This is a genomic window from Gordonia sp. PvP123, from assembly GCF_040547295.1.
GTDB classification, from domain to species: domain Bacteria; phylum Actinomycetota; class Actinomycetes; order Mycobacteriales; family Mycobacteriaceae; genus Gordonia; species Gordonia terrae.
The window spans coordinates 134598-160924 of record NZ_JBEPPN010000012.1 but is presented as its reverse complement, the minus strand read 5'-3'; the positions used below and the strand labels follow the sequence as shown (position 1 = coordinate 160924).

The window sequence follows — 26327 nt, the reverse complement described above, 5'->3', positions numbered from 1 at the left end:
AACCCGGAAGCTAAGCCCTCCAGCGCCAATGGTACTGCACCCTAATCAGTGTGGGAGAGTAGGACACCGCCGAACACAACTTCAGAAAGGCCCCGTATTCGATGAAATTCTTTCGTCGGATACGGGGTCTTTCTCGTGTGTCAGCCGCGCCGGTGTCATCGGCGGTCGGCTCTTCCCAGCAAGGTTCGAGAGCATAGATTGGCAGCTATGAATGATCGTGATCGTCCGCGTCGCGAAGGGCGCGGTCAGCGGGACACCCGCGGACAACGCGACGGCGGCCGAGGCGGCCGTCCCGATCGTCCGGGGCGTGACCGGGGGTCTGATCGTGGCAGCCGGCAGCCCGGACCTCCGCTGCCCGATGACGTAGCAGCATCCGACCTCGATCCCGAGGTGCGGCGTGATCTGTTGACACTCGACAAGGCCAACGCGGAGATCGTCGCGCGGCACCTGGTGATGGTGTCGCGCATTCTGCTCGAGGATCCCGCGCAGGCGCTGGAGCACGCACGCGCAGCTCGCGCCCGCGCATCTCGGGTCGGCGTCGTCCGCGAGACCGTTGGCATCGCGGCGTACAACGCAGGGGAGTGGCAGGAGTCGGCGACCGAGCTGCGAGCGGCCAAGCGCATCACCGGGAACCCTGCTCTGCTTCCGCTCATCGCGGATTGCGAGCGCGGTCTCGGGCGGCCCGAGCGGGCGGTCGAGATCGCCCGTGGTGACGAGGGACGCTCGCTGACCGGCGAAGACGCCACGGAGATGCGGATCGTCGAAGCGGGCGCCCGAATGGATCTGGGCGAACCCGAGAAGGCTGTCGTCACGCTCCAGGCCGAGAATCTCACACCGGGGCAACTCGGTACGGGTCCGGCTCGCCTCTTCTATGCGTATGCGTCGGCACTCGAGGCGGCCGGCCGCCGGGACGACGCGATCACCTGGTTCATGAATGCTGCTGCTGCCGACGTCGACGACGTGACCGACGCCGAGTTCCGTCTCACCGAGCTGGCCAACGACGATGTGCCGGGCGAGAGCGTGTCGATGAACGGCGTCGCTGCCGACATCGACGCCCGGCCTGTCTCCGTCTCCGGCGTCGAACCGGATGCGGCACCCACGTCGGACGTCGCGGCGCCCGTGTCGGCCGGTGAGCCATCTGTCGATCCGGCGACGAGCATTCCGGAAGCCGAGACGCTCCCTCGTGACATCGACACCGTTGCGGGAACCGCCGATCTGTCGCAGACCTCGACTCCGCCCGAGAGCGCAGTGCACGTGGACGAGGACGAGGAGGACGCCACCTCTGTGGTCGATGCGGAAGCGGAAGCCGTGTCCACCGACGAGGTGGTCACCGAGTCGACGATCGTGGCAGGCGTGCCGAGTCCGCTGACCACAGTGGAAGACGCCGACGCACCATCGACCTCGGACGAGTCCGTTGCGGAGGACAACGGCGGTGTCGTCGCGCTCGTCGATCGTCACGATGCACTTCTCCTCGATCTGGACGGCACCGTGTTCGCCGGGCACCGTGCGTTGCCCAATGCCCTCGACGCACTCGCGCGCCTGGCGATACCGCGCTTCTTCGTGACCAACAACGCGAGCCGGCGCCCGTCCGAGGTGGCCGCTCATCTGCGCGAACTCGGGTTCGAGGCGACCGACGACCTTGTCGTGACGAGCGCGCAGTCGGGCGCCCGACTGCTGTCGGAACATCTCGAACCGGGCTCGCGCGCCCTGGTGATCGGTACCGACGGTCTGGCGCAGGAGGTCCGAGAGGTCGGCGTCGGTGTCACGCGGAGTGCCGATGATCGGCCCGCCGCGGTGATCCAGGGGCACTCGCCGGACACCGGGTGGGCGCAGCTGTCGGAGGCCGCCCTCGCGATCCGGGCCGGCGCGCTGTGGATCGCGACGAACGTCGACGCCACCCTGCCGTCCGAGCGTGGTCTGCTGGTGGGGAACGGCTCGATGGTTGCCGCGCTGCGCAACGCGACGGGCAAAGAGCCGATGGTGGCGGGCAAGCCGGCCGCCCCGTTGATGGCCGACGCGATCGCGCGTGCCCGTGCGAGCGCACCGCTGGTCGTCGGGGACCGGCTCGACACCGACATCGAGGGTGGGCACGCCGTCGGTATCGAGAGCGCGCTGGTCCTCACCGGTGTGAGCACCGTCGACGATCTGCTGGCTGCTCCGCCCGAGCAGCGGCCCACCTACGTTCTCGAGGATCTCGCCGGGCTGTTCGTCGACATCGACGCCGTGCGGGTGTCCGACCAGCCCGGATGGGAGATCGAGATCGACGGTTCGACCATTCGGGTCGGAGGCTCCGGGGCGGAGGCCGGTCTGGTGCCCGCTCTCGCCGCGGCGACCTGGTCCGCCGTCGATGCCGGTTCGGCGGATCCGGACGAGTTGCGGGTGGTCGCGGAGGGTGCGGCGAGGACCAAGCTCGAATCTCTCGGTGTCACACTCGTCGGCTAGCGTGGTGCACGATGAATCACCCGAGCGCCTCTCCGGCTGACCAAGGTCCGTCCCGGCCCACCCCGGGTGGGATGCCACGTCGGCAGTTCGATCCGGTGGCCGACGGGTTCGGCACGGCTGATGGGGTGGGCGAGTTGCCTGACGTGGACGCCGAGGTGTCCGAGATCCTCGCGCAGGTCGACGAAATTCGTGAGTCGGTGGGCGACACGTTCTCGCTTGCGGCGCTCGAACGTCAGGCCGGGCTTCTCGAACAGGCCCATGACTCGCTGACCGCAGCCCTCGACGCCGTCGACCGCCGATGACCCCGCCCGGATGCCAGGCGTCGCCGGCGACGCGGTCCTGACCGTGGCCACCAGAGCACGGCTCGATGCCGAACTCGTCCGTCGGGGCCTAGCTCGCTCGCGCGAGCAGGCGCGCGAGCTCGTCGATGCCGGTTCGGTCCGGGTGAACGGGACGGTCGCCTCGAAGGCGGCCACCGGCGTCACCCGTGACACCCCCATCGTGGTCGACGAGGGTCCACGCGACGATTGGGCCTCGCGGGGAGCGCACAAACTTCTCGGTGCCCTCGAGGCCTTCGAGCCGGAGGGTCTCACGGTCGAGGGGCGTCGCTGCCTCGACGCCGGCGCGTCCACCGGCGGCTTCACGGATGTCCTGCTCCGGCGTGGCGCCCGTGAGGTGGTCGCCGCGGATGTCGGTTACGGACAGCTGATCTGGCGGTTGCAGAACGACGAACGCGTCGTGGTCCACGACCGGACCAACGTCCGACACCTCGAGCCCGACGCCATCGGTGGCCAAGTCGACCTGGTGGTCGCGGATCTGTCGTTCATCTCGCTGGGGCTGGTGCTCCCCGCACTGGCCCGGTGCTGCGCACCGGGCGCCGACCTGCTGCCGATGGTCAAGCCGCAGTTCGAGGTCGGCAAGGACCGGGTGGGTTCGGGCGGCGTGGTCCGCGACCCGGAACTGCGCGCCGACGCGGTCCTGGCGGTCGCGACCGAAGCCGCGTCCCACGGTCTACGGACCCGGGGCGTGGTCGCGAGCCCGCTGCCCGGGCCGTCGGGGAACGTGGAGTTCTTCCTCTGGCTGCACAAGGAGCGGGCCCACCGGACAGGCGGGGAGTCGGGGCAGGGCGATAGGGTCGACCGGTCGGACTCGACCGACGCGGATCGCACCACCGGGTCCCCGGACGAACTCCGAGCCATGATCGAACAAGCGGTCGCCGCGGGTCCGCGCTGACCGCTCGGGTCGGTGGCGTCGCCGCTCTCCGACACCGCACTCTTTCCAGGCCGCACTTCGATGGAGGGAACCACCAGTGACCGACGAATCGGTGCCGGACCACGACCCCGGTGCCCGCGAGTTCTTGGTGGTCGCCCATACGGGACGCGAGAACGTCATCGAGACCATCGAGGCGATCGCCCGACGCTGTGCGGCCGCCGACGTCGCGCTCCGCGTGGTCGATCACGACACGCTCGACCGCGACGACCCCGATCACGACGTGCTGTACCGGAACAACGAGGGCGAGTCGCCTCGACCCCCGAACGTCCCGGTCGATCCCGAGTACCTGCGATCGCTGGGCGCCGTCGTCGAGGTCACCACGGCCGAGTCCGCCTCGGCCGAGGGCTGCGAGCTCGTCATCGTCCTGGGAGGTGACGGCACCTTCCTGCGGGCCGCGGAGCTGGCCTACCCGGCCGAGGTCCCGGTCCTCGGTATCAATCTCGGGCACATCGGGTTTCTCGCGGAGGCCGAGGCGCACCGCGTCGACGAGGTCATGAACCAGCTGATCGCCCGGGACTACCGGATCGAACCGCGGATGACCCTCGACATCGCCATCGTCGACCCGACCGACCCGGATCCGCCGACCGCGTGCAGCTGGGCCCTCAACGAGGTCGCGGTACTGAACACGAGCAACAACGGCGTCCTGGAGCTCGTGACCGAGGTCGACGGCCGCCCGGTCTCGGCCTTCGGCGCCGACGGCGTGCTGGTGTCGACGCCGACCGGGTCGACGGCGTACGCCTTCTCGGCGGGCGGGCCGGTGATGTGGCCCGATCTGGAGGCCATCCTGGTCGTGCCGAACAACGCCCATGCACTGTTCGCGCGGCCGATGGTGACCAGTCCGCGATCGCGGATCGCGGTGGAGGTGGACAAGAACGGACGGTCGGCGCTGGCGCTGTGCGACGGCCGGCGCGCGCTCGATGTGCCCGCCGGCGCACGTGTCGAGGTCGTACGCAGCGAACGGTCGGTGCGCTGGATCCGCATCGACTCCGATCCCTTCGCCGACCGACTCGTCACCAAGTTCGCCCTCCCGGTCACGGGATGGCGAGGGAGGCAGGCATAGGCGTGCTCGAAGAGATCTCGATCACCGGTCTGGGTGTCATCGAGGAGGCGCAGGCGCGCTTCCATCCCGGATTCACGGTGCTGACCGGCGAGACCGGTGCGGGTAAGACGATGATCGTCACCAGCCTGCACCTGCTCTCGGGTGCCCGTGCCGACGCTTCGCGGGTCCGGACCGGCGCGGCCAAGGCGATCGTCGAGGGCCGGTTTCGACTCGCGGACAACGGCGCCACGCAGCGGGACCCGGTCGTTGCCGAGATCCTCGACTCGACCGGGGCCGAACTCGACGACGACGACACCGTCATTGCGGTCCGATCGGTCAGCGCCGATGGACGCTCTCGTGCACATCTGGGCGGTCGATCGGTGCCGGTCGGTGTGATGGGTCAACTCACCACCGCGGTCCTGGCCATTCACGGCCAGAACGATCAGTTGCGTCTCCTCCGCCCCGAACATCAGCGGGCCGCGCTCGACACCTTCGCCGGACCCAAGGCCGTCGCGGCGCTCGAGTCGTACCGCAAGGCCCGATCGGCCTGGGTGGAGTTGCTCGACGAGCTCGATGTCCGGCGCGCCAATCACCGCGAGCTCGCGCAGGAGGCCGATCGGCTGCGGTTCGGCATCGACGAGATCGCCGCCGTCGATCCGGTGCCCGGCGAGGACGAGGAGCTGACCGCGACCATCCGTCGGCTCTCCGATCTGGAGTCCATCCGCGGCGCCGCAGATCAAGCCCACCACCTCGTCGCCGGCGACTCGGGATCGTCGGTCATCGAGGGTCTCGGAACGGTGCGGACCCTTCTCGAGACCGCGGCGGACGACACCCTGCGCGACCTCGTGCCGCGCGTGGCCGAAGCGCTCACCGTCATCACCGATGTCGGTGCCGAACTGACCGCATTCACCTCGAGCCTGCCGGCCGACGCCGAGGAGCTCGACAAGTTGCTCGCGCGTCAGGCCGAGCTGAAGACCCTGGTCCGCAAGTACGCACCCGACGTCGACGGGGTGATCGACTGGCGCCGCAAGGCCGAGGCGCGGCTGGCCGAGATCGAGGACCCCCGTGCCTCGATCGAGGAACTCGAGGTCGCCGCGGCGGCTGCGCGCGACCGGGTGCAGACCGCGGCGGAGAAACTCCACACGCTGCGCGCGAAGGCCGCCAAGTCGATGTCCGACAAGGTGTCCCGTGAGCTCAAGGGGTTGGCGATGGGGGACTCGGCGTTGGCGGTCGCGGTCAACCCGGACCCGGCGTCGCCCGATGACCGGTTGGCCGTCACGGTCGGCGGCACCTCGGTGCACGCCGGCGCCGACGGCGCGGACAAGGTCGAGTTCGCGCTCGTCGCCCATCCCGGCGCCACCCCGTTGCCCATCGCGAAGTCGGCGTCGGGCGGCGAACTCTCGCGGGTCATGCTCGCGCTCGAAGTCGTGCTCGCCGCACCGACGTCGGGATCGGTGATGGTCTTCGACGAGGTCGACGCGGGCGTCGGCGGCCGCGCGGCGGTCGAGATCGGAAAGCGGTTGTCGAGGCTGGCCCGGGCCCACCAGGTCATCGTGGTGACCCACCTTCCCCAGGTGGCGGCCTTCGCCGACAACCACCTCGTCATCGGCAAGAGCAAGAAGGGGGCGCTGGTCACCAGCAGTGTGCGCACGCTCGATCGAGACGAGCGGGTCGCGGAGTTGGCCCGCATGCTCGCGGGCCTGGGGGAGTCCGACACCGGGCGCGCCCACGCGGAGGAATTGCTGGCGACCGCGGAGGCGGAGCGCGCCGCCGAGTGACCGCCGACGCGCGGTGAAACACATGGTGCGTGTGTGACAAAAGTTGCTCCTGTTACGGCGCGCCTCCCCGGCTGAAGCATGCCTTCGGCCGATCATGGCCGTCATGAAGATGCCTGCACTGCTCGCGCGTACCACCGAAGAACTGCCTGGCGTGACCGGTATCGCCAGAATCGACAAGAACACGAAACGGCTTCTCAACCGCGTCGGGCCGGGCGACATCGCCATCCTCGACGAGGTCGACCTCGACCGCGTGACCGCCGACGCCCTCGTCGAGGCCAACGTGGTGGCCGTGGTCAACGCCTCGCGGTCGATCACCGGCCGGTACCCCAATCTCGGGCCCGAGGTCCTGGTGGCATCCGGCATCGCGCTGCTCGACGACGTGGGTCCGGAGATCTTCAAGCGGGTCAAGGACGGCGCCAAGGTACGGGTTCACAACGACCGGCTGTACGTCGGCGAGCGGCGGCTGGCTCTCGGCACCGAACTCGACGAGCGCGACATCGCCGACATCATGATCGGCGCCAAGGCCGGTCTCGTCGACCACCTCGAGGCGTTCTCCGGCAACACGATCGAGTTCATCCGTAGCGAATCGCCGTTGCTGATCGACGGGGTCGGGGTGCCGGAGATCGACGTCGACGTCGCGGGCCGCCATGTCGTCATCGTCGGCGAAGGCGCCGACCGCGCCGCCGATCTCCGCTCCCTGAAGCCGTTCATCAAGGAATACCAGCCCGTCATGGTGGGCGTCGGGGCCGGTGCGGACACCCTGATGAAGGCCGGGTACAAGCCCTCGATCGTCGTCGGCGATCCCGAGACCATGAAGACGGCGACGCTGAAATCCGGTGCGCAGCTGGTGCTTCCGGCCGACACCGATGGACACGCGACCGGGCTCGAACGCATCCAGGACCTCGGCATCGGCGCCACGACGTTCCCGGCCGCCGGCTCGGCGGGAGACCTGGCGCTGTTGCTCACCGACTACCACGGTGCCGACCTGATCGTCACCGTCGGCTATCCCGGGTCGCTCGACGACTTCTTCGACCGGTCGCGTCGGGAGAGCAACCCGTCGATGTTCCTGACGCGACTCAAGGTCGGTCAGAAGCTGGTCGACGCGAAAGCCGTCGCCACGCTGTACCGCAGCCGGGTGTCGGGTGCTGCCATCGCCTGTGTCGTCCTCGCGGCGCTGGTGGCCGTGATCGCGGCCGTGATGTTGTCGAACGCGGGCACCGACATCACCGATTGGATCGTCGTGCAGTGGAATGCGCTGCTCGACTGGGCACGAGAGGTCTGGAACAGGTAGCCGATGATCTCGCTACGACAGCACGCGATCTCGCTGGTCGCGGTCTTCCTCGCGCTCGCACTGGGACTCTTTCTCGGGTCGGGTTTCGTCGGTGACCGTGTCAACTCGATGACCGGCACGAGTCGCGACCGCATCGGCGATCTGGAGAACGAGCGCGACGACCTCAATGCAAAGCTCAACGCCTCGAACAGCTTCGACCACGCGATCGCGCCGCGACTGATCGCGGACAAGCTGAAGGGGCAGTCCGTGTTGGTGGTGACCGCGCCCAACGCGGCGGAGGCCGATGTCGATGCGGTCAAGGAGTCGATCTCGGGTGCCGGGGCCCGCTTCGGTGGGCAACTCGCCCTGACCGACGCGTTGCTCACCGACGGCAAGTCCGAGGAGCTGCGGACGATCGTCGACCAGACGATCCCGCCGGGCACGATGCTCCGCGCCGAACTGACCGATTCCGGCGGACGGGTGGGTGACCTCCTGGGCGCCCTCGTACTGTCCAACGAGACGGCGCGTCCGGCGTCGTCCGGTGATCGTCGGACGGGTCTCGGCACGCTGCGCGACGGCGGGTTCATCGATTACGCCGACAACGCCATCACCCCGACCGATCTGGTCGTCGTGGTCACCGGCGACGAGTTCGGCCCGGACTCGGGCGCGCAGGGCGCGCTCGTCGGCCGGTTCGCCGCCGCGATGGCGGCACGCGGCGTCGGCGGTGTGCTCGTCGGACGCACGGGTTCGGCGTCGGGCGGATCTCCCATCGCCATCGTCCGCTCGGATCCGTCGCTGGCCAACGCCGTATCGACGGTCGACAACATCGACCAGCCGACCGGCCTCATCACGACGATTCTCGCGCTCACCGCCGAGGTCGACGGCACGACCGGTTCCTACGGCACCGGGGCCGGGGCGACCGCGATCACCGTCGGCGCCGACGGCCGACCCGCCGCCTAGGCCGGGCTCGCCGCCTCGAACGTCAGTACCGCCACGCCCGCCTCCGGTGTGGCGGTGCGGCGTCGGGCGCCGGTGGTGTTACCCTGGAGTCCCGTAGGTAATCAGGGCATCGGCCCCGATTCGGCCGACGGGAGACACTTCTTTTGCGACCACTTCGCCATGTACACGACACCAAGCACATCTTTGTGACCGGTGGCGTTGCTTCTTCACTGGGCAAGGGCCTCACGGCTTCCAGCCTGGGTCAGCTTCTCACCTCACGGGGCCTCCGGGTCACCATGCAGAAACTCGACCCGTATCTGAACGTCGATCCGGGCACCATGAATCCGTTCCAGCACGGAGAGGTGTTCGTCACCGAGGACGGCGCCGAGACCGACCTCGACGTCGGACACTACGAACGCTTCCTCGACCGGAACCTCTCGCAGTCGGCGAATGTGACCACCGGACAGGTGTATTCGACGGTGATCGCCAAGGAACGCCGCGGCGAGTACCTCGGCGAGACCGTCCAGGTCATCCCGCACATCACCGACGAACTCAAGGCGCGCGTGCTGGCCATGGGCGAGCCGGACGCCGACGGCGAGGTACCGGACGTGGTGATCACCGAGATCGGTGGCACGGTGGGCGACATCGAGTCGCTGCCGTTCATCGAGGCCGCGCGTCAGGTGCGCCACGACGTCGGTCGGGACAACGTCTTCTTCCTGCACGTCTCGCTCGTGCCCTACCTCGCGCCGTCGGGTGAGCTGAAGACCAAACCGACCCAGCACTCCGTCGCCGCACTGCGCAACGTCGGTATCCAGCCCGACGCGCTCATCCTGCGCTGTGACCGCGACGTGCCCGAGGGACTCAAGAAGAAGATCGCGCTCATGTGCGACGTCGAACTCGACGGCGTGATCTCCACTCCCGACGCCCCGTCCATCTACGACATCCCGAAGGTGCTCCACAGCGAGCATCTCGATGCCTACGTGGTCCGCAAGCTCGGACTGCCGTTCCGTGACGTCGACTGGACGGTGTGGGGCGAGCTCCTGCGCCGCGTGCACGAGCCGCGGGAGACCGTCCGCGTCGCACTGGTCGGCAAGTACGTCGACCTGCCCGACGCCTATCTGTCGGTGACCGAGGCCATCCGGGCCGGTGGCTTCGCCTGGAAGGCGCGTACCGAGATCAAGTGGGTGCCGTCGGACGAATGCGCCACTCCGGCAGGTGCACAGGCCGCCCTCGGCGACGTCGACGCGATCCTGATCCCCGGCGGCTTCGGCATCCGTGGCATCGAGGGGAAGGTCGGGGCCATCTCGTACGCGCGCCGGCGCGGGATCCCGCTGCTCGGCCTGTGTCTCGGACTGCAGTGCGTGGTCATCGAGGCGGCCCGGTCGGTCGGGCTCGACGAGGCGAGTTCCACCGAGTTCGACCCGGACACACCGCACCCGGTGATCTCGACCATGGCCGATCAGACCGACGCCGTGGCCGGCGACGCCGACCTCGGCGGCACCATGCGACTCGGTGCCTACGACGCCGTGCTGAAGGCCGGTTCGGTCGTCGCCGAGGCGTACGGGACGCGCGAGGTGTCCGAACGTCATCGCCACCGCTTCGAGGTCAACAACGCCTACCGCGACAAGATCGCCGATTCCGGACTCGTCTTCTCGGGCACCTCACCCGACGGGCATCTCGTCGAATTCGTCGAGTACCCCAAGTCGGTCCATCCGTATCTCGTTGCCACTCAAGCACATCCGGAGCTGAAGAGCCGGCCGACCCGGCCGCACCCGCTGTTCCGGTCGTTCATCGAGGCGGCGCTGAAGTACAAGGCCGCCGAGCGCCTCCCGGTCGACCTGGGTGACGACTACGAGTCGAATGACGCCCCCGCGGATGCGGTGGCTGCCGTCAACGCGGTCACGGTGGAGCCGGTGGCCGGCCTCGGCGAGACGGCGCTCGACGACTCGGCCGGCCGGAGCTGACCCGTTTTGGGCCACGACTTCGAGGTCAAGGACAGCCGCACCGTCTACGACGGCGCGATCATCACCCTGCGGGTCGACGATGTCGAGATGCCTGGTGGGCGCGTCGCCGAACGTGAGGTCGTCGAGCATTTCGGGGCGGTCGCGATCCTGGCGCGCGACGACGCAGGTCGCGTGGCGATGGTGCGGCAGTACCGCCATCCCCTCGGCCACCGTCTGCTCGAGTTGCCCGCCGGGCTCCTCGACCAGGCCGACGAGGAGCCGTTGGCCGCCGCCAAGCGCGAGTTGGCCGAAGAGACCGACCTCGCCGCCGACTCGTGGCACGTCCTCGTCGACCTCGCGCTCTCACCCGGTTTCACCGACGAGGCGTTGCGGCTGTACCTCGCCGAGGGTTTGCACCATCTCGACGCGGCCGAACGCGTCGACGAAGAGGCCGACATGTCGGTGGAATGGGTGCCGCTCGACGACGCGGTCGCCCAGGTGTTCGCGGGGGAGATCGTCAACGCGACCAGCGTCGCCGGGATCTTGGCCGCGGCGGCCGCCCGGGATTCCACGACCGGCCTGCGCGACGTCGACGCACCGTGGCCGGATGAGCCGACCGCGCTGCGCAACCGTCGGGCCGACGATCGGGGCCGCCGGTCGTGACCCTGGCCGCCGACATCTCGCGATACCTCGACCATCTGACGGTGGAGCGGGGTGCGGCGGCCAACACGGTCTCGTCGTATCGGCGCGACCTCGAGCGGTACCGGCGGTACCTCGACCGCCGGGGGATCTCCGCACTCGACGCGGTGGCCGAGGAAGACATCCGCGAGTTCCTCGTGGAGTTGCGGCGCGGTGACACCGACGCCGGGTTCGCGCCGCTCGCCGACAGTTCGATCGCGCGAACCCTGGTCGCCACCAGGCGCTTTCACAAGTTCGCGATGGACGAGGGGATCGTCGCGACCGACGTCGCACATGATGTCCGGCCGCCTCGTGCCGCACGCCGGCTGCCGAAGTCGCTGCCGGTGGACGAGGTGCTCGCGATCCTCGACGCCGCGGGTGCCGACGACCACCCACGTGGTCTGCGCGACCGCGCGCTGTTGGAGTTCCTCTACAGCTGCGGGGCGCGGATCTCCGAGGCCACCTCGCTGGACGTCGACGATCTCGATCTCGACGACATGCGCGCGGTTCGCCTTCGGGGCAAGGGTGGGAAAGAGCGCCTGGTCCCGCTCGGCGGACCCGCCGTCGACGCACTCGAGGCGTATCTCGTTCGTGGGCGGCCCGCGCTGGTGTCCCGGGCGACGCCCGCACTGTTCCTCAACGCGCGCGGCGGACGGCTGTCCCGGCAGAGCGCCTGGCAGGTGCTCGTCACCGCGGCCGAACGCGCCGGACTCGACAAGGCGGTCTCGCCGCACACGCTGCGGCACAGCTTCGCGACCCACCTCCTCGACGGTGGTGCCGACGTCCGCGTCGTGCAAGAACTCCTGGGACACGCCTCGGTCACCACCACGCAGGTGTACACGCTGGTGACGGTGAACACGATGCGCGAGGTCTATGCCGTCGCACATCCGAGAGCGCGCTGACCCCTCGGATGGCCTCGGGCGCGCCGACGCCGGAATGACCGGGCGGGTGTCCTAGGCTGATACGAGGTTCGGCTGCCGACGGGCGGGCCGGCCGCACCACCGAACAGTGGCGACATCGGCAAGACAGCAGCGGCATCGAACAGAAGCGGTATCGAACAGCGAAGGGAGCGGCGGACACGTGACCACTCCGAGCGCACCGCGGTCTGGCGCCCGTCCGGGAGATCAGTACAGCATCCAGGTGTCGCCCGGTAACGACACCGAGGAAGCCGAGCACGACGCCGATGAGATCGGCCCCACCGGGCGACCGTATCGCGACGTCCCCGAGCCGGCTCTGCTCGACCGTCACGGACCCGCCACGGTGATCGCGGTCTGCAACCAGAAGGGCGGCGTGGGCAAGACGACGTCGACCATCAATCTCGGTGCAGCCCTTGCCGAATATGGTCGTCGGGTGCTGCTCGTCGACCTCGATCCGCAGGGAGCCCTGTCCGCGGGTCTCGGTGTGCCGCATCACGAACTGGAGCAGACCGTCTACAACCTGCTCGTGCCGCCGCAGGTGGCGACCGACGAGGTCCTCATGCGGACCCGCGTCGACGGCCTCGACCTGCTGCCCAGCAACATCGACCTGTCCGCCGCGGAGATCCAGCTGGTCACCGAGGTGGGTCGCGAGCAATCGCTCGGCCGGGCTCTGCATCCCGTGCTCGATCGCTACGACGTGGTCCTCATCGATTGCCAGCCGTCGCTCGGTCTGCTCACCGTCAACGCGTTGGCCTGCGCCGACACCGTGCTCATCCCGATGGAATGTGAGTACTTCAGCCTCCGCGGACTGGCGCTGCTCACCGACACGATCAACAAGGTGCGCGACCGTCTCAACCCGCGGCTCGACCTCGGCGGCATCCTGGTCACCATGTTCGACGCCCGTACGCTGCACTCGCGCGAGGTGATGGCCCGCGTCGTCGAGGTGTTCGGCGACGCGGTCTACGACACCGTCATCGCTCGAACCGTCCGTTTCCCGGAGACCAGCGTGGCCGGCGAGCCGATCACCTCCTGGGCGCCGAGGTCGGCCGGCGCGAAGGCCTATCGGGCGCTCGCGCGCGAGGTCATCGCCCGTAACGTCAAAGGCGCATGACGCTCGGCACGGATCAGGCGCCGCCCGACGCCGCGACCCCCGACCTCGACGCACCGGCGGGCGAGGACTCGACCGAGGTCGCCCAGGAGCCCGGCTTCCGGGTCAAACTGCGCAACTTCGAGGGTCCGTTCGACCTCTTGCTGAACCTGATCTCGCAACACCGTCTCGATGTGACCGAGGTGGCGCTGCACGAGGTCACCGACGACTTCATCGCCTACACGCGCGAACTCGGTCCGGAGATGGGCCTGGACCAGACGACCGAGTTCCTCGTCGTCGCCGCGACGCTCCTGGATCTCAAGGCGGCCCGCCTGCTGCCGTCCGGAGAGGTCGACGACCCCGAGGATCTGGCTCTGCTCGAGGCGCGGGATCTGTTGTTCGCCCGGCTCCTGCAGTACCGCGCATACAAGCAGGTGGCCGCGCTGTTCGGCGAACTCGAGGCCGCCGCGCTGCAGCGCTACCCACGCGCGGTGTCGCTGGAGAAACGGTTCGAGGATCTGCTTCCCGAGGTGACCCTCGGCGTCGATGCCGACGGCTTCGCCCAGGTCGCCGCGGCGGGGCTGACGCCCCGTCCGGTGCCGACCGTCGGCCTGGACCACCTCCACGACGTGCAGAAGGTGTCCGTCCCGGGCCAGGCGCGTCGGATGGCCTCGCTGCTCAGCGCGGCCTCGGGGACCTGGCTGAGTTTTCGTGAACTGACCGCCGATTGTGCGAACGGGCTGGAGATCGTCGGCAGCTTCCTCGGGCTGCTCGAGCTGTTCCGCGAGCGGGCCGTCGCCTTCGAACAGCCCGTGGCGCTCGAGGAACTCGCGGTGATGTGGACGGGCGAACGCGGCGCCGACGACCTGCGCATCGACAAGTCAGAGGATTACGGATGACAGACCAGGTTCCCGAGGTCGAGATCCTCGACCCGACCAGGACGGCCGGCGGGGAGGACCCGGGTCCGGACGAACCCGAGCAGACCGCACTCCACGGCGACGGGGAGTACCTCGACGACGATCGGTTGCGCTCGGCGCTGGAGGCGGTGCTGCTCGTCGTGGACACCCCGGTGACCACCGACGAACTCGCGAACGCGGTCGACCAGGACCGCACGCGGGTCCGGGAGATGCTCAACGCCATGTCGTCGGAGCTCACCGCGTCGGGGAGCGGTTTCGATCTGCGCTTCGCCGGCGACGGCTGGCGCTACTACACCCGCGCGGAGTACGCCCCCTACGTCGAGCGGTTGCTGCTCGACGGGGCACGGTCGAAGCTCACCCGGGCGGCCCTCGAGACCCTGGCGGTCATCGCCTACCGGCAACCGGTCACCCGAGCCCGCGTGAGCGCCATCCGCGGCGTGAATGTCGACGGCGTGATCCGCACGCTCGTCGCCCGTGGACTGATCAACGAGGTCGGCACCGAACCGACCACGAACGCGACGACCTATGCCACCACCGAGTTGTTCCTGGAACGTCTCGGCCTGGCATCCCTGGCCGAACTGCCCGATCTGGCGCCGCTGCTGCCCGACGTCGACCTCATCGACGACCTCGACGAGGAACTGCTGTCGGATCCCCGATTCGCCAAACTGTCCTCTCAACCGTCAGACTCGAAGGAACTGATCATCGACGGTGGCACCACCACCGACTCACAGGACTGAGAGAACATGGCATCCGCTGGCCGAGATGGCTCACCGGGAAAACGCCGCAAGGGCGCGCCCGCACAACAGCCGCGAACCAAGAAGACCCACCGCAAGGGGTCGTCGAAGCCGAACGCCGAAGTGGGCAAGATCCGGCTCAACAATGCACGGCCGGCGCGCCACCAGACGCCCGCCGATGAGAATCAGGGCGCCGGAGCCAACTACGTCGAGGACGGCGTTCGGTTGCAAAAGGTGCTCGCCCAGGCCGGCGTGGCGTCGCGACGCGGTGCCGAAGAGCTGATCGCCGCCGGTCGTGTCGAGGTCGACGGTGAGATCGTCACCGAGCAGGGTCTGCGGATCGATCCGAACACCGCCATCATCCGCGTCGACGGTGCACGCGTGATCATGGACGAGACCCGTCAGTACCTGGCGTTCAACAAGCCCAAGGGCTGGCAGTCGACCATGTCGGACGATCAGGGTCGTCCCTGCGTCGGTGATGTCGTCGCCGAGCGGGTCATGGCGGGGCAGCGACTGTTCCACGTCGGCCGCCTCGACGCCGACACCGAGGGTCTGCTGCTGCTGACCAACGACGGCGAACTCGCGCACCGATTGATGCATCCGTCGTTCGAGGTGCCCAAGACCTATCTGGCGACCCTCAAGGGTGAGGTGCCGCGCGGGATCGCGCGACGCATGCGGGAGGGCGTCGACCTCGAAGACGGTCCCGTCCTGGTCGACAGGTTCACCGTGATCGAGGTCCATGAGGGGCAGTCACTGGTGCGGATCACGCTGCACGAGGGGCGCAACCGGGTGGTGCGCCGGATGATGGACGAGGTCGGCTACCCCGTCGTCAAACTGGTTCGCACACACGTCGGTTCGGTGGCACTCGGCGAACAGCGCCCGGGCAGTCTGCGTGTTCTGGGCAGCGACGAGGTCGGTGGGTTGTACAAGGCGGTCGGCCTGTGAGCGAGGGCACGTCGGGGTTCGCAGGCGGGACCACGCACGTCGTCGCCATCGACGGCCCGGCGGGCACCGGGAAGTCGTCGGTGTCGAAACTGCTCGCGGCGAAGGTCGGGGCCAGCTACCTCGACACCGGCGCCATGTATCGGGCGGTGACGCTCGCCGTTCTCGATGCCGGTGTGGCGCTGGATGATCCGGCCGGTATCGCCCGTGTGGCGGCCGGCGTCGACATCGAGTTGGTCCCGGACGGAGACGGTGCCAAGGTCTTCCTCGACGGCCGCGACGTGTCCGGTCCGATCCGGACCGACCACGTCACGAGCGCCGTGTCGGCCGTCTCGGCGGTCGCCGAGGTGCGCACGAAACTGGTTGCGCTGCAACAGCAGAACGCACAGGGCCGGTTCGTGGTCGTCGAGGGCCGCGACATCGGCACCGTGGTGTTCCCCGACGCCGACGTCAAGATCTTCTTGACCGCGACGCCCGAGGCGCGCGCCGAGCGGCGGCACAAGCAGAATCTGGCCGGCGGACGCGACAGCGACTACGACGCGGTGCTGGCGAGTGTGAACCGGCGCGACCATCTCGACTCGACGCGCAAGGTCTCGCCGCTGCGCGCGGCCGACGACGCGACCGTCGTCGACACCAGTGACAAGACCCTCGACGCGGTGCTCGAGGAACTGAGCGGCCTCGTGGCGACCCGGATCGGAGCTGTGGAACGGTGAGCGACAACTACTCGGACGATCTCACCGCGCTGCCCGGTGACGGCACGTGGTCGGACGAATCCGACTGGCAGCTGACCGATGTCGGGGGCGCCGACGACGCGTCCGGCGTCGAACACATGCCGGTGGTGGCGATCGTCGGACGACCCAACGTGGGCAAGTCGACGCTCGTCAACCGCATCCTGGGCCGACGGGAAGCCGTGGTCGAGGACATCCCGGGCGTGACCCGTGACCGTGTGTCGTACGCGGCCTCGTGGTCGGGTCGCCGGTTCACCGTCGTCGACACCGGTGGCTGGGAGCCCGACGCGAAGGGGCTGCAGCAGGCCGTCGCCGCGCAGGCCGAGCTGGCGATGCGCACCGCCGACGCGATCGTCGTCGTGGTCGACGCCACGGTCGGTGCGACCGCGACCGACGAGGCCGTCGCGCGGGTCCTCCGGCGGTCGAAGACCCCGGTCATCCTGTGTGCCAACAAGGTCGACAGCGAACGTCTCGAGTCCGACACCGCGTCCCTGTGGTCGCTGGGGCTCGGCGAGCCGTATCCCGTGTCGGCGGCACACGGCCGCGGGGCCGGCGATCTGCTCGACATCATCCTGGACAAGCTGCCCGAGACCCCGCGGGAGGCACCGACTCTCGGTGGTCCCCGTCGCGTCGCGCTCGTGGGCAAGCCGAACGTCGGCAAGAGTTCGCTGCTGAACAAGCTCACCGGCACCGAGCGGTCGGTGGTCGACAACGTCGCCGGGACGACCGTCGACCCGGTCGACGAGCTCGTCGAACTCGGCGGCAGGACGTGGAACTTCGTCGACACCGCGGGTCTGCGCCGCAAGGTGCGGACCGCGAGCGGACACGAGTACTACGCGTCACTGCGGACGCGGTCGGCGCTCGACGCGGCCGAGGTGGCGATCCTGCTGATCGACGCGTCGGAACCGATCACCGAACAGGACCTGCGGGTGCTGTCGCTCATCATCGAGAGCGGGCGTGCGCTCGTGATCGCGTTCAACAAGTGGGATCTCGTCGACGAGGATCGTCGGTACCAGTTGGACAAGGAGATCGATCGCGAGCTGGCACGCGTGCCGTGGGCGCGCCGGGTCAACATCTCGGCGTCGACCGGCCGGGCCGTCCAGAAGCTGGTGCCCGCGTTGGAATCCGCGCTCGACTCGTGGGACAAGCGCATCTCGACCGGCCCGCTGAACAACTGGCTCAAGGACGTCATCGCCGCCAACCCGCCGCCGCTGCGCGGTGGCCGACAGCCGCGCGTGATGTTCGCGACTCAGGCCTCGGTCCGGCCGCCGACCTTCGTGCTGTTCACCACCGGTTTCCTCGAGGCGGGCTATCGCCGCTTCCTCGAGCGGCGGCTGCGTGAGGAATTCAACTTCGACGGTTCGCCGGTCCGGGTCAACGTCCGTGTCCGCGACAAGCGGGAGCAACGCCGAAAGCGCTGAACTGCTGTCTGTCTGTGGCGCACGACACCCGCTGTGAGATACTGCGTCTCGTGCTCATCCTGGCAATCATCGTATTCGGCATGGTCATCGGCGCCCTCGCGCAGATCCTCCTCGGCGGCAAGAACCTGCGCACCGTCGACTGGGGTCTCGCCCTGGTCGCCGGACTCGTCGGCTCCTTCGTCGGTGGACTGCTCATCAGTCTGCTCTCCGGCGACGGACTCGAACTCCGCCCCAGCGGCATCATCGGCTCCCTCGTGGGCGCGGTCCTGGTGACCGCCGGGTGGATCTGGTTCAAGAAGCGTTCGGCGGTCTAGCAGCCGGTGTCAGATGTAGCGCTCCGTAGCGGTAGAAGCAACGACTCACTACATCTGGCCACCGGCCCGAAATGAGGCCTGACCAGGCGATTGGTTCGGGACCGTGCTCGTCGGCTAGGCTTTACCTCGCTCCGCTTCTCCAGGGAGCAACGGGCTGTGGCGCAGTTTGGTAGCGCACTTGACTGGGGGTCAAGTGGTCGCAGGTTCAAATCCTGTCAGCCCGACAGAAAACCCTGATGAGCATTGCTCATCAGGGTTTTGTTCTGTTCGCCGACTGCACTGCGATTGCACTCGTCACGGTCAGGCCCGAGTCGGCGGGAGCGGTTGGATGTCGACGACATCGTCAGCGAGCGCGCCGGCCCGGCTGCGCAGACCGTCGAGAACCTCGGCCAGATTCGTCCCGCGTCGATGCAGCGTGTCCATGTGCAGGGATTCCCAGACCGGGAACTCGCCGTGAGCGCCGCGCGCCGTGGTGTCCCAGAGAAGTGCGTCGCCGTTCTCGCTCCAGCCGAAGACTGTCAGCGACGCGACGAGTTCCCAGCTGCCGTCGGGCTCGATCGTCCAGTCGAAACCCTCGTTCTGCGCGTCGGCGTAGGCGGCGTGGAACGCGCGGGTGAGTTGCCCTCCGCGCCCGACGAATCCGTCTGCGTAACCGGGCAGGACCGGCGGGTACACGAGCCACAGACCGAACGTGCGCGCCCATCCCGAGTGGCGGATGAAGTCGCGATAGGACGGCGGGAACCCGCCACCGTCGTCGAAGGAGAAGCCATCGAGTCCGGCGAAGTCGATGTGCATCCGAGTGGGTTCGCCGCCTACACGGAGGGCGTCGAGGTTCGCCATGACGATGAGACCAGGACACGCCGTGAACGAGGGGGGCGATCCATTTAGGCTCGCGGCGTGGACGCAGCCGAGTACCGACGCAGCCTGGCACACATCCTTGCGGCGCGATCCGCGGTTGTCGCAGCAACGTTGGAACGCCTCGGCGGCGCGGCGTCCGACGTCGCCGGGGTGATCGACGGGGTGACGATCGACGTGTTCGTCGACCAGGACGCCGAGGGTCCGTTCGATGTGTGGGCGCGATTCGAGGGTGCGGACGCGTTCGAACTGGACCGCCGGTTCGATGACGAGAGACGACTGTTCGGCGTCGAATGGGGCGAACTCGGCTGGGAACCGGCGGTGCCGCCGCGACCGCGGGGGTGGTCGCGCGACGACCTAAAGGAAACGATCGTCGATGTCGTGGCGACGTGGCTCGACACGCTGATCCCCAGTGGGCCACTGGCCTGGGAAATCGGTTCGGGTACAGGCACACTCGACCCACGGCCGGTGGGGCCGAGCGTCGACGGGAACGGAATCGGCTCCACAATCTGACGCCCGGCGCCCGTGTCACCTCAGATGCCGGACGAAGAATCCGGCGGCGGTCTCACCCGCGTACGCCGGGACGCCGGTGTGTCCGCCCATGTTCGCGTGCAGACTCTTCTCCGCCGAACCGAAGGCGTCGAAGAGATCCAGTGCAGCCTGCCGGTCGTTGTGTTCGTCGTCCCACTGCAGCAACACGTGCAGGGGGATCGTGACGCGCTGGGCCTCGTCGAGAATCGTTCGCGGGATGAAGCTCCCCGCGAACAGCACGGCGGCCGCGATCCGGGGTTCGGTCACGGCCAGTCGGACGCCGACGGAGATGACGCCCCCGGAATAGCCCACCGGCCCATCGATGCCGGGCAGCTCGAGGAGCCGGTCCATCGCCGTCCGCCATTCCAGGACCGACTGCTCCACCAGGGGCAGGACGAGCCGGTCGATGATGTCGGCGCTGACCTGATGGCCGGCCTGTAGCGTCCGACGCAGGTCGGCACGGGCGTGCTCGGCGTCCATCGACGTCGGTCGGTCGCCACCGCCGGGCGTCTCGATGGTCGCCGCGGCGAAGCCGTCGGTCACGGCCCGCCGCGCCCGGGCTGCCAATCGTGGATACATCTGTGGAAGGCCGCCGGGGTGTCCGAGCAGGATCAGCGGAACGGGTGACGAGGTCGTCGCGGGAGTCCACAGGATGCCCGCGATGCCGCCGAGGACGAAGTTCCGTTCGACGACGCCGTCGGCGAGGTGGGTCTCAGAGATGAAATGCATGGTCGTGCCTCTCGGGAGTGCGCTTCTACGGCGCGCCCCGGACGACCTATCGCCCGACCGTGACTCCGTAGGGGAGCGCCCACATCGAATCGTTCATGGGTATCGCCTCCTCGGTCTGTCGCACGGACGGTGAACACAGTAGCAGCGGTCGACCAACTGCCACGCGGGAATCGTCGTCGACGCTAGACGGTCAGCGGCACCGCGACGTCGGCGCCGCCCTCTTCGGTGATCCGGGCGCCCATCTGGGTATAGGTGGGGGCCGCGATGAAACCGCCTGCGAAGAGCGCCTCGCCCTGGCGGAATCCGGGGGACTCCGCGAGAAGGTGTTCGGGCACGAAGCCGAAGGTGTCGGCGAGTTCGGCGAGATCTCGCGGCGCGTTCATCCGCATCAGACACAGGTTGTCGCACTGGGACAGGACGTTGGGATGGATCTTGGTCGGTCGTTGCGTCGACAGCAGGAGCCAGAGGCCGAATTTGCGACCCTCGGCGGCGATCTGCACGACGCGATCGATCAGGGTCTGCTCCACCGCATTCGTGGCGAGGGGCGGACAGATGTTGTGGGCCTCGTCGATGACGATGAGGACGGGGCGCCGCTCGTCGCGATGCGCCCACAGGTGTTCGAGCACACTGAGCGCCGCCACCTTCGGTTCTGCCGGGTGGGCGAACCCGCCGAGGTCGAGCACGGTCGCCCGCGGACGGTCGTCGATGATGTCGGTGGCCGCGACGTCGCCCCGCGCCCACAGCGCCCAGTCGAGGACCTGCAGATTCTCGATCCGCTTGGCCAACCGCTGGTGTCCTGGATCCGCCGAACTGCGAAGCGCGTCGAGGTAGGTGGTCTGATCCGACGTCTCGGTGAGGGTGGCGTCGGCGTGCAGCAGAACGTTGTACTCGTCGGCGTCGGCGATCGGATCCAGTTGCAGGACCGCAGCCTTCGCGGTGAGCGGCAGCGAGAGGAACCGCGCCCGCAGTTGCTGTCCGTCGCGCCGCGTGGAGTGGAGTACCCGGATGTCGGTGGCCGCGATCGCATCGGCCGTCGCCGGGTCGGTGGTGCCACGTGTTTCCGGCAACCGTGTGAAGTCCGCGTTCGGATCGAGGATCAGCAGCGGGAGCCGGGTGCGCAGCAGCAGTTGCTCGAGCACCACTCCGAGCGCGTAGGTCTTGCCGGAACCGCTCTGGCCGCACCAGAAGGTGTGGCGGTTGAACTTCTCGGCGGCGAGGAGGACGTCGGTCGTCGCGTTGTCGCGATGGTTTCCCACTGTCAGCTGAACCACGTCCGTACCTTACTGGCACGGGCGGCTTTCCATCGGACTTACGAGCCGGTCAACTCCTTGCGCAACACGAAAGCACGGTCGCCGGTGGCGGGGTCGCGGACCGGGAACCCGTGCCTGCCATAGAAACGATGCGCGTCGACGTCGGGTTCGTCGACCTCGATCTCGAACTCGCCGGCGCCTCGCCGTGCTGCCTCGGCGACGGCCGCGGTGAGGACCGCGCCACCGAGTCCGCGGCTGCGTTCGGCGGGGGTCGTGTACATCTCGTCGAGTAGTGCGATGCCGCCGTCGACCCACACGTTGGTCCGGATGGTGACCAACCCGACGGAGATGACCGGGTCGCCGGCGACGATGGCGAAAGTCGTGGTGCCCGAGAGCAGCTCGCGGAGTCGACGAGCCAGCACCGACGGACCGGGCGACGGCTCGTCGTACTCGCGATTGAACGCATCGAGGAGGTCGGCCATCACCGGCGCATCTGCCGGCGTCGCCAACCGGGCACTGTTGTGGACGTTCACGGGTCCCACCGTAGCGGCGCCTCCGTAGGTGGGCAGTCGTTCCGGTGGTGGGTCAGCCGTCCCCGCCGAACCGGGTGAGCAGGCGGTCGACCGCGCTGCAGTCCTGCAGGATGCGCCGGCGACCGGGGTCCGCGGCGACATCGCAGAGCATCGCATCGCCGCCCGGGATCCGCTCGATGCCGACGATCGCCGACCACACCGCCCCGTCGGTGGCCGTGAACGCGTCGACACCGTCACGCAGGGCCCGCGCCAAGACGATCCGGTCGTCGGGGTCGAGGCGGTCGTGGACCAGGGCGATCATCTCGCCGGCGACCGAGCCGTGTGCGCGCTCGTCACGGCGGTGCAGGGCGACGGTCGCCTGATGGACCGGCTGCATCGACCGGTCGTCGGCGATCAGGGTCAGATAGTCCCCGATGGACGTCTCGGCGACCGTGGCGAACGCGAGAGTCGTAAGCGCGGCGTCTCGTGTCGACTCCGCCCGCGCGAGCGCTTCCCGATGCCGCCGCACCGTCGTCGACGCCGGCAGCGCGGCGTCCGGCAGCGCCCAGCCGCGCCGTCGCCGGGTCAGTGTAGACGCGTTCAGGTGCATCAGCGTGTGGTACTCCTCGTCGACCATCGACTGCACCACGGCCGCTCGACCAGCATCCGAGAAGCCGGTGCCGAACGCGTCTCGGAACAGCAGTCCGAAACCGGGTGTCACCACGTCTTGTTCGATGTCGATGACGGTCTTGTTGTACGCGATCCAACTCCAGGCCAGAACTCTCGACCGGACGTCGTCGTCGAGACGATCCCAGCTCGGATGCCCCGCGAACGGGAGCATCGTCTCGGGGAAGTCGGATCGGGTGTCGTCGTAGAGATCGTCCATCGTCGGGCCGTCGAGTTCGGCCTCGGTGCGCCGCACCGTCGCTCGCCGCGGCCAGCTGCGGACGAGCCCGCGGATCACCGCCGACTCCACCGGGTCGGAGGCGTCGTGGTCGGGCAGTCCGCCGGTCACGGCACCAGTCCGTCGAACAACCGGGCACACAGCGCGGCATATCCGTTCGCGCGGGTGCCCAGGGGGGCGCCGGCCCGGGCCAGCAGTGCCGCGAACTCGCCGGCGTCGCCGTGAGTGCCTGTGCCGGTGCCGTCGGCGCAGGCGGCCGACACCCGGGAGACGGCCCGCGACAAGGCCTCTCGAGCCGCCGGCGCACACGGATTCGACTCCTGGATGTCCCGGTACACCTCCGGCGTCCCGCCGGTGATCCGGGCCAGCATCGCCGACATGGCCGTGAACGGGGGAGTGGCCAGCAGCGCGGTGTCGTCGGCGTCGACTCCCAGGTCGGCGAGCGCTGTCCCGAACGACAGGATCGTCGCATGGGTGAGCGCCTGGATCGACGCGCACAGTCGGTCGTGTCGCTCCGCGGTGGTGACCTCCGTCCGGGCACCCCACCGGGCCAGGTCGTCGAGAAGACGGTCCGCGCCGGGTCCGTGGTGATGGACGACGACCGCGACCACCCGCCCGGGCAGACCGAGGGACGGCGCGAACATCGGATTCACCCCGACGGTCGGCCCGCCGGGGTCGATGTCGGCCAGCGCCGCCGAGAACCGCGTCTTCACCGACAGCGTCTCCACCAGCAATGCCGTCGGGCGCAGCACGGACCGTACCGTTCCCACCGCGGCGAGCGCCACGTCCTCCGGTACCGCGAGAACCAGGACATCGGCGTCGCGCATCCGCGCGGTCGCCTCCGGAGCCGGGGACCGGATGTCGTCGCCTGTGGTGGCGTCCAGGACGTGGACCATGTCGCCGTCACCGCGCCACCGATCGGCCAACATGGTTCCCACCGCCCCCGCTCCGCCGGCCACGACCACCGACCGCACACCGGGGGCGGTCGACGCGGTCACGGACTGCTCTCGGCGGCGACGGACAGGCAGCGACGCATGGTCAGGGCCTTGACCATCGTCTCCTCGTATTCCTCGTCCGGATCCGACAGCGCGACGATGGCCCCGCCGACCCCGAACGTCACCTCCGACTCGGTCGCGACCATCGTGCGGATCACGATCGACAGGTCGGCGGTACCCGTCAGCGAGAAGTAGCCGATGGCGCCCGAGTAGACACCACGCGGACCCGCCTCGAGTTTGTCGATGATCTCCATCGTGCGGATCTTCGGCGCGCCGGTCATCGAACCGCCGGGGAACGCCGCCCGCACGCAGTCGACCGCCGACAACCCCTCGCGCAACGTCCCGCGCACTGTCGACACCATCTGATGGACCGGCGCGAAGGTCTCGATGTCGAACAGGGACGGCACATGCACCGAGCCCGGCTCGCAGACCCGCGACAGGTCGTTGCGGACGAGGTCGACGATCATCAGGTTCTCCGACCGGTCCTTCTCGCTCGTTCGCAGATCGCACCGCAAGTGCTCGTCCTCCACGGGATCCGCCGACCGGGGCCGGGTGCCCTTGATCGGTTTCGATTCCACCGTGCGGTCCGCGGCCACCTTCAGGAACCGTTCGGGGGACGCGCTGAGCACCGACAACCCCGAGAACTGCAGCAGCGCGCTGTAGGGCATCGGGCTGATCTCGCGCAGACACGAATACCCGGACACGGGGTCGAGCCTGCGATGCACCGTCGCCGAGTTGGTCAGGCACACCTCGTAGGACTCCCCGGACCGGATCTCCGCCAGACAGTCCTCGACGAGTCCCAGATACGTCTGATGGTCGTGCCGGAACACGATCGGCGCCTCCTGCGCCACCGGGACCAGCGGCGGGGTCGACGCCGGGTCGGCCAGTGGCACCGGTGACTCCCGGATGGTCGACGCCGTCGCATGCAACCATGCCGCGGTATCGGGGCCTGACGTGCCGGTTTCCGAGCGGTCGACCGGTTCCAGTGCGAGAACGTACGCGCAGTCGCGCCCGTGGTCGATCACGACGGCGCGGTCGGCGAAGACCAGTGCCGCGTCGGCCTGCTCGGATGCGTGCGCCAACTGTCCACCGGTGTCCGCCTTGAGCTCATAGCCGAGATAGCCGACGTAGCCGAGACCGAACCCGCCCGGCAGGTCCGACCGCGGTGCCACCGAGCGTTCCCGCAGTCGCGCGCCGAGATAGTCGAAGAATGTGCTGCGGACCACCTCGCCGGAGCCATCCGAATGTTCCACTCGTACGGTCATTTCCGGCACGCGGTAGGTCACGTACTCGGCGAGCGGGCCCGAGCAGTCGCCCATGACCGAGAACCTGCCGTCCTCGTCGTCGGACGCCGAACCGTCGAGCCAGTAACTGTTCGGACCGTCGGCGAACAACCTCTCGTACACCGCTTGCGCGTCCACCGCCCGGTCGACCCGCACCGACCGCACGCGGTAGCGGTGTCCCGGCATGTGCGACGGCATGCGTTCTGCCGAGACGCTTGTCGTCGCCGGCGACGTCCTCGATGCTGCCCGTCCCCGCCGGTGCGCCCGCACCGGGGTTGCCGCGGCGAAGTTCGCCAGCAGTTCCCGGCCGTATTCGCTGCAGATCGACTCCGGATGGAACTGCACCCCCCACAACGGCAGATCCCGGTGGCGCACCGCCATCAGGACGCCGTCGTCGGACCAGGCCTGCTCCTCCAAGTCGTCGGGGACGTCCATCACGGCCAGTGAGTGGTATCGCACCGCGTGGAACGGGGACGGCAGCCCCGCGAAGAGGCCCCGGCCGTCGTGGTGCACGGCGCTGACCCGCCCGTGCCGCGGCTCCGGGGCCGCCACCACCGGACTGCCGAACACGTGGCACAGACCTTGGTGCCCCAGACACACCCCGAGCGCGGGTAGCCCACTGTCGGTCAGAGCCCGCGCGCTGATCCCGAAGTCGCGGACATAGTCCGGTCGGCCCGGGCCGGGGGAGACCACCACATTGTCGAAAGCCGTCAGATCCACCGACGCCCACGGCACGTCGTTGGCGACGACAACCGGCTCCCGGCCGTTGACGTCGGTCAGCAGTGCGAACAGGTTGTAGGTGAACGAGTCGTAGTTGTCGATCAGCAGGGTGCGCACCGCGGCCACC

Annotated in this window: 26 protein-coding genes and 1 tRNA gene; 20 read left to right on the top strand and 7 right to left on the bottom strand. The window is 68.9% G+C overall.

The features are described 5' to 3' along the window. Positions 1-211: 211 nt before the first annotated feature. From ABIC25_RS21750 to ABIC25_RS21660, 19 genes are all read left to right on the top strand, one after another. Entirely contained in the window at positions 212-367 is a 156-nt protein-coding gene (locus ABIC25_RS21750) for a hypothetical protein (RefSeq protein ID WP_231896064.1), read from the top strand. A gap of 38 nt (positions 368-405) precedes the next feature. After that, positions 406-2442: an HAD-IIA family hydrolase gene (locus ABIC25_RS21745; protein WP_354563117.1), complete on the top strand. Its 2037-nt coding sequence runs from the start codon at positions 406-408 to the stop codon at positions 2440-2442. Between the two features lie 11 nt (positions 2443-2453). Next, positions 2454-2744 carry a hypothetical protein gene (locus tag ABIC25_RS21740; protein WP_004022223.1) on the top strand — a complete coding sequence of 97 codons (291 nt, stop codon included), beginning with the start codon at positions 2454-2456 and terminating at the stop codon, positions 2742-2744. A 43-nt stretch (positions 2745-2787) separates the two neighbouring features. Further along, positions 2788-3675 carry a TlyA family RNA methyltransferase gene (locus tag ABIC25_RS21735; protein WP_004022222.1) on the top strand — a complete coding sequence of 296 codons (888 nt, stop codon included), beginning with the start codon at positions 2788-2790 and terminating at the stop codon, positions 3673-3675. Between the two features lie 76 nt (positions 3676-3751). After that, the gene (locus ABIC25_RS21730) at positions 3752-4774 is read left to right on the top strand and encodes an NAD kinase (RefSeq protein WP_354563116.1); all 1023 of its coding nucleotides are present in this window, start codon (positions 3752-3754) and stop codon (positions 4772-4774) included. A 2-nt stretch (positions 4775-4776) separates the two neighbouring features. Next, the gene (recN, locus tag ABIC25_RS21725; RefSeq protein WP_239399242.1) at positions 4777-6531 is read left to right on the top strand and encodes a DNA repair protein RecN; all 1755 of its coding nucleotides are present in this window, start codon (positions 4777-4779) and stop codon (positions 6529-6531) included. Between the two features lie 103 nt (positions 6532-6634). Then, on the top strand, positions 6635-7822 hold the full coding sequence (steA, locus tag ABIC25_RS21720; protein WP_033204963.1) for a putative cytokinetic ring protein SteA: 1188 nt from the start codon (positions 6635-6637) through the stop codon (positions 7820-7822). A gap of 3 nt (positions 7823-7825) precedes the next feature. Continuing rightward, complete coding sequence (locus ABIC25_RS21715; protein WP_004022218.1) at positions 7826-8761, top strand: copper transporter; 936 nt, start codon at positions 7826-7828, stop codon at positions 8759-8761. A gap of 143 nt (positions 8762-8904) precedes the next feature. Continuing rightward, the gene (pyrG, locus tag ABIC25_RS21710) at positions 8905-10704 is read left to right on the top strand and encodes a CTP synthase (RefSeq protein WP_239399238.1); all 1800 of its coding nucleotides are present in this window, start codon (positions 8905-8907) and stop codon (positions 10702-10704) included. Between the two features lie 6 nt (positions 10705-10710). Then, positions 10711-11346: an NUDIX domain-containing protein gene (locus ABIC25_RS21705; protein WP_064572064.1), complete on the top strand. Its 636-nt coding sequence runs from the start codon at positions 10711-10713 to the stop codon at positions 11344-11346. Beyond that, a complete protein-coding gene (xerD, locus tag ABIC25_RS21700; protein ID WP_004022215.1) occupies positions 11343-12263 on the top strand; it encodes a site-specific tyrosine recombinase XerD in 921 nt (306 codons plus the stop codon). The genes ABIC25_RS21705 and xerD overlap by 4 nt, the downstream gene beginning before the upstream one ends. Before the next feature lie 178 nt (positions 12264-12441). Beyond that, positions 12442-13389: a ParA family protein gene (locus ABIC25_RS21695; protein ID WP_101821374.1), complete on the top strand. Its 948-nt coding sequence runs from the start codon at positions 12442-12444 to the stop codon at positions 13387-13389. Further along, positions 13386-14264, top strand: coding sequence for a segregation and condensation protein A (locus tag ABIC25_RS21690; RefSeq protein ID WP_248642837.1), 879 nt, complete (start codon positions 13386-13388; stop codon positions 14262-14264). The genes ABIC25_RS21695 and ABIC25_RS21690 overlap by 4 nt, the downstream gene beginning before the upstream one ends. Beyond that, the gene (gene scpB / locus ABIC25_RS21685; protein ID WP_354563114.1) at positions 14261-15019 is read left to right on the top strand and encodes an SMC-Scp complex subunit ScpB; all 759 of its coding nucleotides are present in this window, start codon (positions 14261-14263) and stop codon (positions 15017-15019) included. The genes ABIC25_RS21690 and scpB overlap by 4 nt, the downstream gene beginning before the upstream one ends. A 6-nt stretch (positions 15020-15025) precedes the next feature. Then, positions 15026-15961 (top strand): pseudouridine synthase, encoded by a 936-nt coding sequence (locus tag ABIC25_RS21680; RefSeq protein WP_064572061.1) that lies wholly within the window; start codon positions 15026-15028, stop codon positions 15959-15961. After that, a complete protein-coding gene (gene cmk / locus ABIC25_RS21675; RefSeq protein WP_354563113.1) occupies positions 15958-16671 on the top strand; it encodes a (d)CMP kinase in 714 nt (237 codons plus the stop codon). The genes ABIC25_RS21680 and cmk overlap by 4 nt, the downstream gene beginning before the upstream one ends. Next, the gene (der, locus tag ABIC25_RS21670) at positions 16668-18107 is read left to right on the top strand and encodes a ribosome biogenesis GTPase Der (RefSeq protein ID WP_004022209.1); all 1440 of its coding nucleotides are present in this window, start codon (positions 16668-16670) and stop codon (positions 18105-18107) included. Before cmk ends, der begins: the two co-directional genes overlap by 4 nt. Positions 18108-18157: 50 nt before the next feature. Next, positions 18158-18421, top strand: a complete 264-nt coding sequence (locus ABIC25_RS21665) for a GlsB/YeaQ/YmgE family stress response membrane protein (protein ID WP_033204961.1) — start codon at positions 18158-18160, stop codon at positions 18419-18421. 150 nt (positions 18422-18571) lie between these two features. Continuing rightward, a tRNA-Pro gene (locus tag ABIC25_RS21660) sits at positions 18572-18645 on the top strand. 76 nt (positions 18646-18721) lie between these two features. On the opposite strand, the gene ABIC25_RS21655 is transcribed toward ABIC25_RS21660, so the two are convergent. Then, positions 18722-19261: a hypothetical protein gene (locus ABIC25_RS21655; RefSeq protein WP_354563111.1), complete on the bottom strand. Its 540-nt coding sequence runs from the start codon at positions 19259-19261 to the stop codon at positions 18722-18724. Between the two features lie 57 nt (positions 19262-19318). Here ABIC25_RS21655 and ABIC25_RS21650 point away from each other — a divergent pair, with 57 nt between their 5' ends. After that, positions 19319-19789, top strand: coding sequence for a DUF6389 family protein (locus ABIC25_RS21650; RefSeq protein WP_354563110.1), 471 nt, complete (start codon positions 19319-19321; stop codon positions 19787-19789). Between the two features lie 15 nt (positions 19790-19804). On the opposite strand, the gene ABIC25_RS21645 is transcribed toward ABIC25_RS21650, so the two are convergent. The 6 genes from ABIC25_RS21645 to pabB all read right to left on the bottom strand — a co-directional run bounded on the left by ABIC25_RS21645 (position 19805) and on the right by pabB (position 26326). Continuing rightward, positions 19805-20536 carry a dienelactone hydrolase family protein gene (locus ABIC25_RS21645; RefSeq protein WP_101821386.1) on the bottom strand — a complete coding sequence of 244 codons (732 nt, stop codon included), beginning with the start codon at positions 20534-20536 and terminating at the stop codon, positions 19805-19807. 182 nt (positions 20537-20718) lie between these two features. Further along, a complete protein-coding gene (locus ABIC25_RS21640; RefSeq protein ID WP_257881307.1) occupies positions 20719-21807 on the bottom strand; it encodes an ATP-binding protein in 1089 nt (362 codons plus the stop codon). Between the two features lie 38 nt (positions 21808-21845). Further along, positions 21846-22319, bottom strand: coding sequence for a GNAT family N-acetyltransferase (locus ABIC25_RS21635; protein ID WP_101821479.1), 474 nt, complete (start codon positions 22317-22319; stop codon positions 21846-21848). A 52-nt stretch (positions 22320-22371) separates the two neighbouring features. Then, positions 22372-23313 carry a diiron oxygenase gene (locus ABIC25_RS21630; protein WP_101821388.1) on the bottom strand — a complete coding sequence of 314 codons (942 nt, stop codon included), beginning with the start codon at positions 23311-23313 and terminating at the stop codon, positions 22372-22374. Further along, positions 23310-24200: a prephenate dehydrogenase dimerization domain-containing protein gene (locus tag ABIC25_RS21625; protein ID WP_101821390.1), complete on the bottom strand. Its 891-nt coding sequence runs from the start codon at positions 24198-24200 to the stop codon at positions 23310-23312. The genes ABIC25_RS21630 and ABIC25_RS21625 overlap by 4 nt, the downstream gene beginning before the upstream one ends. Beyond that, positions 24197-26326, bottom strand: coding sequence for an aminodeoxychorismate synthase component I (pabB, locus tag ABIC25_RS21620; protein ID WP_101821391.1), 2130 nt, complete (start codon positions 26324-26326; stop codon positions 24197-24199). The genes ABIC25_RS21625 and pabB overlap by 4 nt, the downstream gene beginning before the upstream one ends. Between the last annotated feature and the right edge of the window lies 1 nt (position 26327).